14 protein-coding genes are annotated in these 14,318 nt (G+C 43.0%); 4 read left to right on the top strand and 10 right to left on the bottom strand.

Features of this window, described 5'->3' with window-relative positions; translation table 11 throughout:
- The first annotated feature begins 63 nt into the window (after positions 1–63).
- A complete protein-coding gene (locus F3J02_RS07925) occupies positions 64–1,251 on the top strand; it encodes a GGDEF domain-containing protein (RefSeq protein ID WP_167248492.1) in 1,188 nt (395 codons plus the stop codon).
- 38 nt (positions 1,252–1,289) lie between these two features.
- Here F3J02_RS07925 and F3J02_RS07920 read toward each other — a convergent pair whose 3' ends face one another.
- The 5 genes from F3J02_RS07920 to F3J02_RS07900 all read right to left on the bottom strand — a co-directional run bounded on the left by F3J02_RS07920 (position 1,290) and on the right by F3J02_RS07900 (position 5,786).
- Positions 1,290–1,985 (bottom strand): glutathione S-transferase family protein, encoded by a 696-nt coding sequence (locus tag F3J02_RS07920; protein ID WP_167248491.1) that lies wholly within the window; start codon positions 1,983–1,985, stop codon positions 1,290–1,292.
- A 2-nt stretch (positions 1,986–1,987) separates the two neighbouring features.
- Positions 1,988–3,838 carry a protein-disulfide reductase DsbD gene (gene dsbD / locus F3J02_RS07915; protein ID WP_167248490.1) on the bottom strand — a complete coding sequence of 617 codons (1,851 nt, stop codon included), beginning with the start codon at positions 3,836–3,838 and terminating at the stop codon, positions 1,988–1,990.
- An 83-nt stretch (positions 3,839–3,921) separates the two neighbouring features.
- Positions 3,922–4,689 (bottom strand): transporter, encoded by a 768-nt coding sequence (locus F3J02_RS07910; RefSeq protein ID WP_167248489.1) that lies wholly within the window; start codon positions 4,687–4,689, stop codon positions 3,922–3,924.
- 32 nt (positions 4,690–4,721) lie between these two features.
- On the bottom strand, positions 4,722–5,267 hold the full coding sequence (locus F3J02_RS07905; protein WP_167248488.1) for an ankyrin repeat domain-containing protein: 546 nt from the start codon (positions 5,265–5,267) through the stop codon (positions 4,722–4,724).
- Positions 5,268–5,411: 144 nt separating this feature from the next.
- Positions 5,412–5,786, bottom strand: coding sequence for an HPF/RaiA family ribosome-associated protein (locus F3J02_RS07900; protein WP_004803557.1), 375 nt, complete (start codon positions 5,784–5,786; stop codon positions 5,412–5,414).
- Positions 5,787–6,154: 368 nt separating this feature from the next.
- On the opposite strand from F3J02_RS07900, the gene F3J02_RS07895 reads away from it, so the two are divergent.
- The 3 genes from F3J02_RS07895 to F3J02_RS07885 all read left to right on the top strand — a co-directional run bounded on the left by F3J02_RS07895 (position 6,155) and on the right by F3J02_RS07885 (position 8,390).
- Complete coding sequence (locus F3J02_RS07895) at positions 6,155–6,880, top strand: outer membrane protein OmpK (protein WP_167248487.1); 726 nt, start codon at positions 6,155–6,157, stop codon at positions 6,878–6,880.
- 136 nt (positions 6,881–7,016) lie between these two features.
- Positions 7,017–7,568 carry a GNAT family N-acetyltransferase gene (locus tag F3J02_RS07890; protein WP_167248486.1) on the top strand — a complete coding sequence of 184 codons (552 nt, stop codon included), beginning with the start codon at positions 7,017–7,019 and terminating at the stop codon, positions 7,566–7,568.
- 81 nt (positions 7,569–7,649) lie between these two features.
- On the top strand, positions 7,650–8,390 hold the full coding sequence (locus F3J02_RS07885) for a hypothetical protein (protein WP_167248485.1): 741 nt from the start codon (positions 7,650–7,652) through the stop codon (positions 8,388–8,390).
- Between the two features lie 215 nt (positions 8,391–8,605).
- Here F3J02_RS07885 and urtE read toward each other — a convergent pair whose 3' ends face one another.
- The 5 genes from urtE to urtA all read right to left on the bottom strand — a co-directional run bounded on the left by urtE (position 8,606) and on the right by urtA (position 14,207).
- Positions 8,606–9,304, bottom strand: coding sequence for an urea ABC transporter ATP-binding subunit UrtE (gene urtE / locus F3J02_RS07880; protein WP_004657106.1), 699 nt, complete (start codon positions 9,302–9,304; stop codon positions 8,606–8,608).
- Positions 9,305–9,313: 9 nt separating this feature from the next.
- Positions 9,314–10,141 carry an urea ABC transporter ATP-binding protein UrtD gene (gene urtD, locus F3J02_RS07875; protein ID WP_167248484.1) on the bottom strand — a complete coding sequence of 276 codons (828 nt, stop codon included), beginning with the start codon at positions 10,139–10,141 and terminating at the stop codon, positions 9,314–9,316.
- Between the two features lies 1 nt (position 10,142).
- A complete protein-coding gene (gene urtC, locus F3J02_RS07870) occupies positions 10,143–11,213 on the bottom strand; it encodes an urea ABC transporter permease subunit UrtC (protein WP_167248483.1) in 1,071 nt (356 codons plus the stop codon).
- Positions 11,214–11,217: 4 nt separating this feature from the next.
- Positions 11,218–12,840 carry an urea ABC transporter permease subunit UrtB gene (gene urtB / locus F3J02_RS07865; protein WP_167248482.1) on the bottom strand — a complete coding sequence of 541 codons (1,623 nt, stop codon included), beginning with the start codon at positions 12,838–12,840 and terminating at the stop codon, positions 11,218–11,220.
- Positions 12,841–12,926: 86 nt separating this feature from the next.
- On the bottom strand, positions 12,927–14,207 hold the full coding sequence (gene urtA, locus F3J02_RS07860) for an urea ABC transporter substrate-binding protein (RefSeq protein ID WP_004803542.1): 1,281 nt from the start codon (positions 14,205–14,207) through the stop codon (positions 12,927–12,929).
- Between the last annotated feature and the right edge of the window lie 111 nt (positions 14,208–14,318).

Genomic DNA, 14,318 nt, shown 5'->3' with positions numbered 1-14,318 from the left:
TCGGTATTTTGACGACAGATCTACAGTTGCTAGGAATCTCATTGCATAAAAGGATGCATGCCAATGGTTAAGATTCGTTTTAATCGGTCAACTGACACAAATAGATGGGGCTTTAAGCTTTCTTGGGAACATCATATTGTAGTCAATTGGACCATACTTAAAAAAAGTATTTTATTGCTGATACTTGCAGCATTTATGAGCCTGTTCTGGATCAGTTGGGATATTTTTGTCCTGATACATCCACAGTATGCTGAATGGGTCAATCTTGGAATTATACGCTCACACTTAATCACCAGTCTGATTACGCTGACCGTAATGTTGCTGCTGATTATTCCTTGCCATGTGTTTAAGGATCAAGCTTGGGCACAAAATATTTTACCTATTCTCAGTGTGCAGATCTTTACCGCCATGCTATGCCATAAAGGCTATTTAGCAGGCAGTTTTAGCCCAGCCACTATGGTCGGTTATGTCAGTGTAGTCGGTGTGGGTTTAGTACTGTTTGATCGCAGGATGGTGTATTGCGCTTTGATTCCAGCAACACTGGCCTTACTACTATGCAACTACCTGAGCATGATTGGGGTGCTGACTTATGCGCCACTGTTTAATATGCAGCGCTTAAATGAAGTACCGATGCACCCATTCTGGGTCGGCAGTATGGTGTTCTTCTTATTACCGATTTTATTGGCGTGTTTATTTTTATTTGAGATTTTACTGACACAATGGCGAACTCGTGAAATGACCATTCAGATTCTCAGTCGCCTCGATCCACTGACCAATGTACTCAATCGACGTAGTATCAGTAGTTATTTAAATAAGTTGCATCAACACCCTCATCCACTCTATTCCATTATTCTGCTCGATCTCGACCATTTTAAAACAATTAATGATCAATATGGACATAGTATGGGCGATCAAGTGCTGATCCAAGTCGCACGATGCTTGGCAAGTAATCTACGTGACCAAGACATCATTGGCCGTTTTGGTGGAGAGGAGTTTATTTTATTACTACCCAATACGCCGACAATGCAAGCACAGAACGTGGCTGAGCGCTGTCGTCATGCGGTATCTCAACTGCGCTTTATTACAGAATATAAGCAGGAATTTAGTGTCAGTGCCAGCTTTGGGATTAGCAGTTCACTCAGTGCTGATGAACCACATCTGATCATCAGTCAGGCCGATCAAGCCCTGTATGCAGTCAAAGCCGCAGGACGTAATCAAGTTAAAATATTTACTGATCTGGCAACTGGCTAAGAGAATGAAGGTCTAATAGACCTTCATTGCAAGGTTGATTAGTCTCTCAAAAACTCTTCACGATGCTGACGATAAGGCTCATCAAAAGGTACAAACATCTGCTCTTGTTTGGCTTCGGTAATCCATTGCTGTACCGATGCCAAAGACAAGACCTTTTGCACATAGGCTTGGCCTGATGCTGATAGCGGTAGCTTAAAACATTCAAAACGCATCACCACAGGTGCATAGAATGCATCGGCAATACTAAACTCACCACATAAAAAACTGTCTTCGCTTGGACGTCCTGACCAGATCTGATCAATTCGGGCAACATCGGCACGTAGCTGTGCATGTTCTGCCCAGAGCTGTTTGCCAATATGAGCGAGATCCGCTTCCACATTCATCGGGCATAGATTGCGTAGGCTTTGAAAGCCACTGTGCATTTCTGCAGTAATACAACGTGCTCTAGCCCGTAATGTTTTCTCTTGTGGCCACAAATCAAGTTCAGGATGCTGCTCAGCGATATACTCACAAATCGCTAAGCTATCCCAGACCACTAGATCACCATTCACAAGCGCGGGAACTTTACCCGTTGGATTGAGTTTTAAAATTTCTTTTTTAAATTCACTTTCAGGCTCAAAGCTATCAAACTGAATCCAATGTTCCTGAAATGGAATACCTGCTTGTTTTAATAAAATCCACGGACGCATCGACCACGTGGAGTAATTTTTATTGCCGATAAAGAGTTGATACATTGTTATTGTTTCCCTTTAAATAAAGCGAGTTGTTGTAATAGCTCAGCTTTTTGGAAAGCACCCGTTAAGCGTAGCGAACGAATTTCTTGTTGTTGCTGATCTAAGAATAAATAAGTCGGTGGTCCTAAAATATCGCACTGTGCTAACAATGCTTGGTGTGACGCATCATAATGGCTTAAATCCATTTTAATTAAATAATACCCCGATAAAGCCTGCTGCACTTCTGCATCTTTTAAAATACGATGCTCAATCGGCTGACAAGCCACACACCAATCCGCATAGACATCAATCACAATGCCACGGTCTTTGGGTGCATTGGCTAAAATCTGCTGAAATTCATCTGCGGTTTGCGCCACATGCCATTCGGCCAGCTTATCTGCCTGAACTGAACTGAGACTTTGAAAATGCTGATATTGATTAAAGGCCAATGCTGGAATCGCTAAAATCAGTAATAGTGCATAGAGCCATTGCAGCTTACTTTTCTGCCCAAATAGGCGATAAAGTACATAAGCAATAAAAGCTAAACCAAGAATTAAGCTGAGAATTTGAATCGCTAACTCTGGCAGCAAAGGACGGATAAAGTAAATGCTCAATGCCAGCATTAAAAAGGCAAAGATCACCTTGATTTGGTTCATCCAGTCGCCTGCTTTGGGTAAGGCTTTTGCCCCCAAAACGCTGGCTAACAGCAACGGAATGCCCATTCCAAAACCGAGTGTAAACAGCAGCAGTGCACCTTGCCACTGACTCTGTGTTTGCGAAATGAATAGCAATACTCCAGCCAAAGGCGCGGTCATGCATGGTCCAACCAACAGTGCAGAGATCATGCCCATGACACTAGCCCCGACCAAAGTGCCGCCTTTTTGACTGGATTGCATCTGATCTAGTCGATTGACCCACTTCTGTGGCAGTTTTAACTCAAATAAACCAAATAGATTAAGTGCAAATACGACAAACAATAAGCTAAATGCAATCAAGGTGGCAGGCTGTTGTAACCAGCGTTGAAAATTCAGTCCCGCCGCTGAAGCAATTAGACCTAACACCGCATAGACCAAAGCCATACTCACGACAAAAGTCAGTGCAATCGACCATGCCTTGACGCCTTTATTATCACGCACAATCAATGAGGTCAGAATGGGTAACATCGGTAAGGAACACGGCGTGAACGCCAATAAAATCCCTAAACCTAAGAAGAGTAAGATGCTATAAGCCAATGAATGCTGTTCTAGCGCACTTGACCATTTTTGGTCTTGCGCCATCACATCTGAATTATTTGAATTTGAAGTTTTTGCTGTAGGCTCAGTTTGTACCTCATCACTTGTTACCGTTTGAGTATTTAAGGCATTGGATGAGCGCGCCACATCTAGAAAACTTTTTTGTGAATTTGCACTGACATTCTGAACACTGACCAGGCCATCTGCATCGGTCTGAAATTCAATATTTTGTGGAGGATAACAAATTCGGTCTTTGGCACAGCCCTGCCAAGTGACACGATAATGCTGCGAAGCTTGGGTGGGAATACTAAATTCAGCTTGTTGATAATAAACTTGGCTGTGACCATAGTTTTCATCGTACTGCTCGACCGCTTTAGGCAAACTCAAGCTAACAGGTTGATTGCCCTGTTGTACTTCAAATTTATGTTGATATAAGTAGTAATTCGGCTGAATCGACCAATGCAAACGTGCTTGATTCTGTGTAGTCGACTCGACCGTAAATGCAAAAGCCTGTTCGGGGCTAAGCAATGGTGCGGATGAGTTCTCTTGAGCGTAAGTCAAAGACCCACATAACAACAATAAAGTCCCAAGAAAGTAACTCATCAGCGGGAAAGGTTTCCCAGCCTGAACAGACATTTGCATGATTATCTCACTATCACTCTCCTGAACCTCCCTCCCACTTATGTAGAAGTGAATTTAAGAGAAATCAGGAGCATTCATTATTGTTAGAATAAAACCGATACGCCGAAGCCACCGTTATAACTTTTCTGATCGCCATTCAGGTCAACGCCAATGCTTGCATCTAATTGCGTGCGATTATTCAAGGCATAAATCAGACCTGTACCGAGACCATATTCGTAGTCTTGGCTCTCGGCTTTACGATAAACGAATTCTGAATAACCAGATAATTTACCTGCAATTTTATAGTCAATCGTTGGAATTGCGGTCACAGCCCAGTCACTGTTCTGTGCTTCATAACGCATGGTGATCGATGTACCAATCAGATCGCTAAATTCATATGCAACAGCTGAAGTGAGGCTATAGATATCATCATGATTGGTGAATTCATCATTACCCGTTGCAATAATGGCTTCTGCTAACAAAGCCATTGATAAGCGGTCATCTTTTAGATCAATGGCTTTTTTCAAACCAATGCTGACATCGCCCAGACCATTGGTCTCTTTTTTGCTGCCTGCACGTTTGTATTGCTGCCACACTGGACCTTGCCAACCTAATTGCAGTTCCAAGCCATCTGCCAAACCAGTACGCAATAACATGTCACCATTCAGCGTTAAAGTCTTGTCTTTGACACCATCAACCTTGCCTTCTTGATAGCTCACGCTCGGTAAACTTTGCTCCCATGCCAACCGTCCAACAGGAGTGATCCCTGTACCCATACCCGCACCTGGGCGGTCAAAGGAAAAATCAGCCGCGAAAGCACTTGTGGTTATCATTGATGCAGCAATTAAGCTGAATGTTTGCAATGTTTTCATTCTATTCCTCATTCTATTTCTAATGGCTTGGCTTATGCGCTGAGCTCTTTTGACATTTTTGCACCATGCTGGCGTAGCAATTCCAGTGTTGCACGCTCTTCTGGTAATGACTCCGACCAATCAATTTCATCAAATTCGCAATCAAAGAACAATTGGCTGATTGATGATAAAACCGTTAAGCCTTCTTCATCACGGGTATTTGGATCTACTTTTTCATCCAGTAAGCGTTGCACTACAGGCACGCAAGCAGAACTCGCCGCATCCCACAGCGGACCATAGAACTCTTCTGCATCCCACAAATGTAAATTTGCTTTAGCTTGGATCAATGCATCTAAAATATCTAAATAAACTTTAAGTTCTTGTTGCTTTTCTTCTTCAGTGAAAGGCTTACCAGCTTCATAAGCTTCACAAATTCGTTCCCACCATGCGAACAAACCATCGCAAATCATAGACACAGGTGGCCCTTGTTCAGGATCAATAAAATTCGGGTCGAGTCCTTCAGCAAGTAAAGATTGCACTTGGTCCAAATCGAGTTGTTGTATGGCTTGCACCAAGGCCTGCTGTTGCTTATTTAACATGACCAGTTCTCACAATATTTTTTAATGCGTCTATTATGCCGAATATCCTGACAGGATTTTATAAAACCATCTAAAAAATCATGTAGAAATTTGATACAGGCATAAAAAAAGCCCAATAACTGGGCTTTTTCTTTACGTTTGTGGCTATGCTTCATCATCCACTTTTACATCGTCATCTACATCGACATATTCAGGTAAACCACCACGATGGTGCTCTTTTTTCTCATAAAGATGCTCCAAACTACGTTTCAATTTATCAATCGCACCATGAATCGAGTTATCAATATTTGCTGCTTTATGCGTTACTGCGACAGGTTTCATTCCTGCTGGGCGAGCTTCAATCATACATCGTTTGTCATGATCGCCCGTTTTGTCCCCATTTTCATCACTAATATGAACCGAAAAATGTGTAATACGCTCGCTATAACGTTGGAATTCTTGTGTAAGTTCTGCACGAACATAACTGTTTAAGCGTTCACTACCTTGAATGTTTTTATCTGTACGGATTTCAATATTCATAAATATCTTCCTCTCTTTTCTGTGAGACGGTGCTACAAAACTTTTTTCTTTGCACACTTTGAGCATGCAGTCATTCAGTGCAGTTGTATATTCTGATTGTGTAAATGCGTGTTGTCTCCTCGCTTTGCATCTGTTGTTTTTCAGTATGTAAGAAGATCTTCTATAATTCCAATATCTGACTTTCCTCCAAAATATGCAAGCTGATTTTTGACATTTTGATGAAATCTTCAACAAAAAGATGACTAACTTTAGCGTCTTTTGTACGCGTCCCTGCATATACAATTCTTTTGTTCATTTGGTCAAATTTGGCTTTATTTTTGCTTAATACCTTGTATCCTTTACACGCCTTTTGGGGGGAGATTTTTTAAATGCAATTGAAGCAACTTGCAGCAACATGTTTATTGGTATCTACAGCAGCTTTCGTTCAAGCGAAACCGATTTGGCAAGATTTTAGCTTGACCGGTTTGTATGGTGAAAACTACGAAGTTGTTGATGAAAAGCAAACAACTGTAACGGTTGAATATGCGGCAAAAGTGAAATATGCCGATGTATTCTTCTTTATGGACCGTATGCGTGGCAGCGATGACCATAAAAGTACCTATTTCGAACTTTCTCCACGTTTAAGCTTGGGTGAAATTTCAGGTCAAAAGCTTGCGTTTGGTCCAATCAAAGATGTGTTGATCTCAACCACTTGGGAAAGCAACAATGATGACTTCGCTAGTTTTGACAACTTCTTGTATGGTGTTGGTTTTGATCTTGCGATTCCTTATTTCCAATATGCGAATGTGAACTTCTACCGTGCCAACAATGAAAATACGGCTGATGACTACCAAATGACCATTGCTTATGCTTTGCCATTTAAAGTATCAAACGAAGATTTCTTGGTGGATGGTTTCCTTGACTGGTCAACAGGCGAAAAAGATCACGCCAGTGAACTCAACTGGACCACACAATACAAGTGGAACTTGGGTAAACACATTTCACCAGACACTCGCCTCTATTTAGGTGTTGAGCATTCTGTTTGGAATAACAAATTTGGTATGAAAAACCGTGACGAAAACAACGTCAGTGCTTTGATCAAATACCACTTCTAAGCTTTTAGAGTGTGAAAAAAAAACAGCAAGGAATTCCTTGCTGTTTTTGTTGGTATCGCTGAATATAAACCTGAAACGATTTGCCGCTTTCCCAATGCCTTATCTTGAGTTTTGTCTGATTCGATGACCTTTGCCCATGTCTGAAAATATTGCTCTTGCCCCTTCTAATTTAGCCACACATTTCCACATTCGTTTTGCCACAGTCGATGACCTTGAGCAAATCCTCGCGATCTATAATGCAGAGATCCTGAATGGGACGGCGAATTGGAATGATCAGGCAGTTTCCTTCGTAGATTATCAGCAGCGTTTTCAAAGCATGCAGCAACAGCACTTCCCAATGATTGTGGTCGAAGACTTGAATAGCCATCAAGTGGCTGGTTATGCCTATTACACCGCTTTTCGAAGCATCAGTGGTTATCGCCAAAGCATTGAACATTCTGTTTTTGTTGACCCAAGCTACGCTCGCCAAGGTCTGGGCAAAGCCCTGATGCAACAACTGATTCATCTGGCCAAACAGCAAAATATGCACGTCATGGTTGCCGCGATTGATAGTGAAAATAAGGGATCGATTGTGCTACATGAACAATTGGGCTTCGTGCAAACAGGTTATATGCCACAAGTGGGGCAAAAGTTTGGGACATGGCGGGATTTGGTCTGGATGCAACTGCAACTCACAGAATCTCAATAAAAAGCTCACTTTTACCCTACTGTCTTACAACTGAATTGTGGCTTAGAATGAAAGCAATACTTGATTTCAAAAATAGCCAAAATGATTAAAATATCTCAACTCGGTCTGTGCCTTTCCATCGCAATCGTTTCAAGCACCAGCTTTGCTGAATTTTCTTTTGAGCAAGAATTAAAACAGGGCTGCGCCAAAGTGAAACAATATGCACAAGCCGGTAAAAAGCTTTACGATCAAAAACAATATCTCAAAGCCGCTAAACAATTTGAAAATCAAGCCGCATGGGCACATTTCTGTCAGCTTAATGCAGATGAAAGTGGCATTCAGGTCAGTGACCGAGAGATTGAAATCGCTAACAATAATGTCGGGTTAAGCTATGCCAAACTGGGCAAACCGCAATGGGCTAGAGTCTGGTTTCTTCGAGATAAAGACTCAAAAACCAGTCAATACAATTTAAAGCAGCTCCCTAAACCAAAACTATCTTCGGATCTACAAGGGACTTATGTCCGCGCCAATGGTTTTGGGCAATGGGATTACATCAAGGTCAGTAAAAAGCAGAATAAATATGCGATTGCATTTGATGGCTATTACTTTGGCCTACGCGGTTTGATCTATGGACCCAATATGGGACAGTTTGAAACCAGCATGCCAATCAAGTCAAAACAAACCAGCTATCGCTATGAGGACTGTCAGATCAAACTACAATTTGCCAATGATGCAAATCTTGGACAAAAAATTGAGGTTGAACAGCACAATGGCGAGTCCTCATGTGGCTTTGGACACAATGTCTATGCAGGTGGTACGTTTTATAAAGTTGAAGACAAATAAATCTAGTGCTAACCATTTAATGTTCTAAATTGCATTTTCCCAACATTCACTATCGTGATAGGCGACATGGATGTCGCCATGTTCGGCTACGGTCACAAGGACGTACCGTTAGTCGAACAAAGGATTTTTGCCTACTTTTGATCCTTCAAAAGTAGGGTACATAATAAAGATAGATTACTAAAAACACTGATAAAGCAACAATTAGCCAAGAAATACTAAATCGCCACTAACTCCCGAATCCCCTTCTCAGGCATATCCTCCCCCCGCCCTTGGGCAATCACCTGCCCACGCGCCATCACGGTATACGCATCCGCTAACTCTTCAGCAAAATCATAAAACTGCTCGACCAAAATAATCGCCATCTCACCTTGATCAGCCAACTTACGAATCACTCGTCCAATATCTTTAATAATTGACGGTTGAATTCCCTCGGTCGGTTCATCCAGAATTAATACGCTTGGTTCTGAAGCCAACGCTCGAGCAATCGCAAGCTGCTGTTGCTGACCACCAGATAAATCACCACCACGGCGGTGCTTCATTTCATCCAGTACAGGAAAAATTTCATATAAATGGCTTGGTACCTTACGGGTCTTAGCCCCTGAAAATTTAGCCATGCCAATTAAAATATTTTCTTCTACGGTTAAAGTCGAAAAGATATCGCGACCTTGCGGCACATAGGCCAAACCTGCACGTACCCGTTGCTCAGGGGACATCTTAGCGATGTCTTTACCATCTAATAGGATTTGCCCTGACTTAATCGGCAGAATCCCCATCAAGCATTTCAGCAAGGTGGTTTTGCCCACGCCATTACGACCCAGTACTACACTGCACTCACCGACAGGCGCGTTAAAAGACACGTCACGCAGAATATGACTGCCACCATAGAACTGATTAATTTGTTTCACTTCTAACATGCGCGTCTCCTAACGTCCTAAATACTTTTCAATCACATCTTCATTGGCCTGAACTTCTGCCAATGTGCCCTCGGCCAAGATCGACCCTTGCGCCAATACCGTGACTTTTTCACTAATGGTGTCAATAAAACTCATGTCATGTTCGACCACCACAAGGGTGTGATTTTTTTTCAGTTCCAGACACAGTTCAGCGGTTCGTTCTGTTTCAGCATCGGTCATACCTGCAACAGGCTCATCCAGTAAAATCAACTTAGGTCGTTGCATCAAGAGCATGCCAATTTCCAACCACTGCTTTTGTCCATGTGACAGCAAACCTGCTGGCTTTTGCACAAATTCCTTTAAACGGATTTGTTCCAAGCTTTCATCCAAAGCCAACTGCGCTTCTGGATCTAAACGCGAAAATAAGCTTTTCTTCACCCGTTTATCTCGTGGTGCTGCCAGCAGTAGATTTTCCATCACGGTAAAATTTTCAAACACCGTTGGTTTTTGAAATTTACGTCCAATCCCCGCTTCAGCAATTTGCTCGGTGCTCATTTTGGCAAGATCATAGTTTTGCCCAAAAAATGCGGTGCCTGTGGTCGGGCGAGTTTTGCCAGTAATCACATCCATCAGGGTAGTTTTACCCGCCCCATTCGGCCCGATGATGCAGCGTAACTCACCCTCGGCAATGTACAGCGACAAATCATTCAAAGCCCGAAATGAGTCAAACCAGACACTGACTTTTTCCAGATATAAGGCAATCCCGTGACTAAAATCAGCTCCTTGCGGCTTGGCGCGACCATAGCCCTCACCAAGTTGACCGCCATGTTGAGCAGAGTCTATTAATACATCACTCATTTTAATCACGCTCCTTTTTAAAACGGTCAAATACGCCAATCACACCCTTAGGCAAGAATAAGGTCACGACAATGAATAACGCGCCTAAGATCAATAACCATGCTTCTGGTGCAGCAACAGTGAAATAGGTCTTCACTGCATTAATCAAGCCTGCACCCAAAATTGGACCAATCAAGGTGCCACGTCCACCCGCAGCCACCCAGACCGCCATTTCAATTGAGTTAACTGGATTCATTTCACTTGGGTTGATAATCCCTGCTTGTGGTACATACAGTGCCCCTGCAATCCCTGCAATTACAGCCGACAGCACCCATGCTGACAGTTTGTACCAAAGCGTACGATAACCGAGATATTGCAAGCGATTTTCACTGTCACGAATTGCGCCCAAAACCCGTCCATAAGGACGGTTCATCAATTGACGTAAGCCGAGGAAGCACAGCATGAGTACCAATGCAGTCACAAAGCACAACGTGGCTCGCATCGGTGCAGAGGTAATGTCAAAGCCGAGAATAGTTTTAAAGCCAGTGAAACCATTGTTGCCGCCAAAGCCTGTTTCATTACGGAAGAACAATAACGCTGCAGCAAAGGTCATAGCTTGAGTAATGATCGAGAAATACACGCCTTTGATCTTGGAACGAAAGGCAAAGAATCCAAAAATAAACGCGATCAAACCAGGTACAAGCACCACGAGTGCCAATGCCCAAGCGAAATGCTCAGTCCCGACCCAATACCATGGCAACTCAGTCCAGCTCAAGAAGCGCATAAAATCAGGCAGACCATCACCTGCCGATTGACGCATCAGGTACATGCCAAAGGCATAACCACCCAAGGCAAAATACAAACCATGCCCTAGACTCAAAATCCCTGCATAGCCCCAGACCAAATCCAGTGCCAAAGCCACCAAGGCCAAACACATGATCTTGCCAATCAAGGTGATCCAATAAGCAGACAGATAAAATGCCGAGTCAGGAGACAATAGGTGCAGCCAAGGGAGTAATAACAGCACCGCAAAACAGATTGCAATTGCCGCAGCGCTATAGGGTTTATCAGCAAATAAAGAAGTGATTTTCATTGGCTTACTCCACAAAACGGCCTTTGATGGCAAACAAACCTTGTGGACGCTTTTGGATAAACAAAATCACAAGAACCAAGAGAATAATTTTTGCCAGAACTGCCCCTAAACCAATTTCCAGCACCGTTCCACTGATACCCAATCCGAGTGCTGCCAATACTGCACCCCACACTTGACCCACACCACCCACTACGACCACAAGAAAAGCATCAATAATATAGTTCTGTCCTAGATCTGGACCAACATTACCGACCTGCGCCAAGGCACAACCTGCTAACCCTGCTAAACCAGAACCCAGACCAAAGGCCATCATGTCAATTCGCGCAGAACGGATGCCCACTGCACGTGCCATTTGACGGTTTTGCGTCACTGCACGCACAAATAAACCAAAGCGGGTTTTATTGAGCAGGAATACCAATAACAATAGGACAGCAATGGTGAAGCCAATAATGGCAATTCGGTTATAAGGCAACATCAGGCTCGGTGTAACTGCGATCCCACCACTTAACCACGCCACATTCGATACTTCGACATTTTGCGCACCAAACACCATACGCACCAATTGCATCAGGATCAGGCTCACCCCAAAAGTCGCAAGTAAAGTCTCCAATTGACGACCATACAGCGGGCGAATCACGGTGCGTTCAATCAACATACCCATCAAGGCACTCACTAGAAATGCCGCAGGAATCGCAGCCAATAGATACCAATCCACTAGCCCAGCAAAATGGGTTTTAAAAAAACTCTGGATCACATAGGTGGTATAGGCACCAATCATGATGAGCTCACCATGTGCCATGTTAATGACTCCAAGCAGACCATAAGTAATCGCTAAGCCGAGCGCTGCGAGCAGCAAAATGCTGGCCGTACTTAAGCCTGAAAATACATGCCCTGACCACTCACTGATTTGCAGACGGGTTTTAATTTTATTTTGTGCATCCAACAACGCTGCTTTCAATGCAGGATTGGTTTGTGGTTGTTCTAAAGTTTGGCTGATTAAGGCGAATACGTCAGGACGATTTGAATCTGCCAAGACTTTCACTGCTTCAAGTTTGGTGAACTCATCACTACTATTAAAATCCAAACGTGCTTTGAGCTGCGCTAAACGTGCTTTGACCTGATCATTCTTTTCATTCAGATAAAGTTGTTTAACCGTCACCAAATCAAGTTCAGCCAAATTATTTTCTAAAATATCAACCGCAGCTAAGCGTTGCGATGCATCAGTTGAACTGAGTTTGGCTTTGGCTTGACCAAAATTCAGAGCCTTGCGTAAAGTATTGACCAAAGTCACTTGGGATAAATCCGCAGGCCATTGTTCCAAGGCTTGCTGTTCAGGATAACTAAACAGTTTGTCATCATTTTTCAGCAAATACGTATTGCCTGCACTATCGGTATACAGCTCATTTTGATCAATATATGCCACCAGTTGATCCAGTTGTTCAATACTGGCTGGCCATTGATTGAGCATCGCTCGACGTGTCGCAAAATCTGACTTCACAAAGGTCTGAATGGCATCTTGAGAAGCTGTAGACGTCACGGTTGTTGCGGATGTGGCTTCTGCCCATGCTGGACTAAAAATCATCTGTGCCATGATGCAGAGCATTGCCAAAACATAGTGTTTCGCCATAGAACTCCCCTTATTTTACGGTTTTAAATAGATCAAAAAAATCAGAATAGAAAAGCCTGCTGCGGAGACAACAGGCTTGAAAAAAATTATTTAGGGATGTACGGACTCCAAGGCTCTGCCTTGATCGTTTGTGCTGTTTTATAAACTACATCGAATTGACCGTCACCACGGATTTGTCCAATCATCACCGGTTTATGCAGATGGTGATTAGTTTCATCCATTTTTAAGGTATAGCCTGATGGCGCAGCAAAGGTCTGACCTGCCATCGCATCACGCACTTTATCGACCTCAGTAGAACCCGCTTTTTCAACTGCTTGCTTCCACATATTGATACCCACATAAGTCGCTTCCATTGGATCGTTGGTCACCACTTTGTCTGCATTTGGAAGTTTGTATTCCACCGCATATTGTTTGAATTTATTCACAAACTCTGTGTTTTTAGGATTTTTCACTGACATGAAATAGTTCCATGCCGCTAAATGACCTACCAATGGTTTGGTATCGATACCACGTAATTCTTCCTCACCGACCGAGAAAGCCATGACGGGAATATCAGATGCTTTAATGCCTTGGTTGCCCAGTTCACGATAGAACGGCACATTGGAGTCACCATTGATGGTCGAGATCACTGCAGTCTTTTTACCCGCAGAGAACTTCTTAATATTGGAAACAATGGTTTGATAATTGCTGTGACCAAATGGTGTGTACTCTTCCATGATGTCGGCATCAGCGACGCCTTTCGACTTCAAGAAAGCACGTAAGATCTTATTGGTGGTGCGTGGATAGACATAATCTGTGCCGAGTAACACAAAGCGTTCGGCTTTACCGCCTTCATCCCCCATCAGATATTCAACCGCAGGAATCGCTTGTTGATTCGGTGCAGCACCGGTATAGAAGATGTTTTTAGATTGTTCCTGACCTTCATATTGCACTGGATAGAACAATAAACCATTTAGCTCTTCCACTACAGGCAACACTGATTTACGTGAAACGGATGTCCAGCAACCAAAAATTACTGCGACCTTATCTTGGGTAATCAACTGACGGGCTTTTTCTGCAAATAATGGCCAATCCGATGCAGGGTCAACAATCACTGGTTCTAATTTTTTACCCAGTACCCCACCATTGGCATTGATCTCATTAATGGTCATCAAAGCGGTGTCTTTCAGTGAAGTTTCAGAAATCGCCATGGTGCCTGAAAGCGAATGTAGAATCCCCACCTTAATCGTATCGCCACTCGCTGCGGGTGCAGTTTTGGCTTCTGTTTTGGTCTGTTCTGTTTTTTCTGCTGGTTTTGAACAGCCAACTAGACCGATCCCCATCATGGCTGCCATGAGCACTGACATCGACATCAATTTGTTTTGCATCTTGTTTCTCCACCCATCAATATTGTGATTTTTACTGGGTGGAGTTATTCAATTTCTGTGCCAACACAACAAGCTATTGTTTTTAATTGATTTAAATAAAATTTATGTCTT

This window comes from Acinetobacter sp. Tr-809, assembly GCF_011753255.1.
In the GTDB taxonomy this organism is placed as follows: Bacteria; Pseudomonadota; Gammaproteobacteria; order Pseudomonadales; family Moraxellaceae; genus Acinetobacter.
The sequence above is the reverse complement of the archived record's forward strand: the minus strand, read 5'-3'. Positions and strand labels throughout refer to the sequence as shown.

Excerpts from the sequence above, each read along its gene's own strand:
- F3J02_RS07925 (WP_167248492.1), top strand. The coding sequence starts at position 64 with ATGGTTAAGATTCGTTTTAATCGGTCAACTGACACAAATAGATGGGGC.
- F3J02_RS07920 (WP_167248491.1), bottom strand. The coding sequence starts at position 1,985 with ATGTATCAACTCTTTATCGGCAATAAAAATTACTCCACGTGGTCGATG.
- dsbD (WP_167248490.1), bottom strand. The coding sequence starts at position 3,838 with ATGCAAATGTCTGTTCAGGCTGGGAAACCTTTCCCGCTGATGAGTTAC.
- F3J02_RS07910 (WP_167248489.1), bottom strand. The coding sequence starts at position 4,689 with ATGAAAACATTGCAAACATTCAGCTTAATTGCTGCATCAATGATAACC.
- F3J02_RS07905 (WP_167248488.1), bottom strand. The coding sequence starts at position 5,267 with ATGTTAAATAAGCAACAGCAGGCCTTGGTGCAAGCCATACAACAACTC.
- F3J02_RS07900 (WP_004803557.1), bottom strand. The coding sequence starts at position 5,786 with ATGAATATTGAAATCCGTACAGATAAAAACATTCAAGGTAGTGAACGC.
- F3J02_RS07895 (WP_167248487.1), top strand. The coding sequence starts at position 6,155 with ATGCAATTGAAGCAACTTGCAGCAACATGTTTATTGGTATCTACAGCA.
- F3J02_RS07890 (WP_167248486.1), top strand. The coding sequence starts at position 7,017 with ATGTCTGAAAATATTGCTCTTGCCCCTTCTAATTTAGCCACACATTTC.
- F3J02_RS07885 (WP_167248485.1), top strand. The coding sequence starts at position 7,650 with ATGATTAAAATATCTCAACTCGGTCTGTGCCTTTCCATCGCAATCGTT.
- urtE (WP_004657106.1), bottom strand. The coding sequence starts at position 9,304 with ATGTTAGAAGTGAAACAAATTAATCAGTTCTATGGTGGCAGTCATATT.
- urtD (WP_167248484.1), bottom strand. The coding sequence starts at position 10,141 with ATGAGTGATGTATTAATAGACTCTGCTCAACATGGCGGTCAACTTGGT.
- urtC (WP_167248483.1), bottom strand. The coding sequence starts at position 11,213 with ATGAAAATCACTTCTTTATTTGCTGATAAACCCTATAGCGCTGCGGCA.
- urtB (WP_167248482.1), bottom strand. The coding sequence starts at position 12,840 with ATGGCGAAACACTATGTTTTGGCAATGCTCTGCATCATGGCACAGATG.
- urtA (WP_004803542.1), bottom strand. The coding sequence starts at position 14,207 with ATGCAAAACAAATTGATGTCGATGTCAGTGCTCATGGCAGCCATGATG.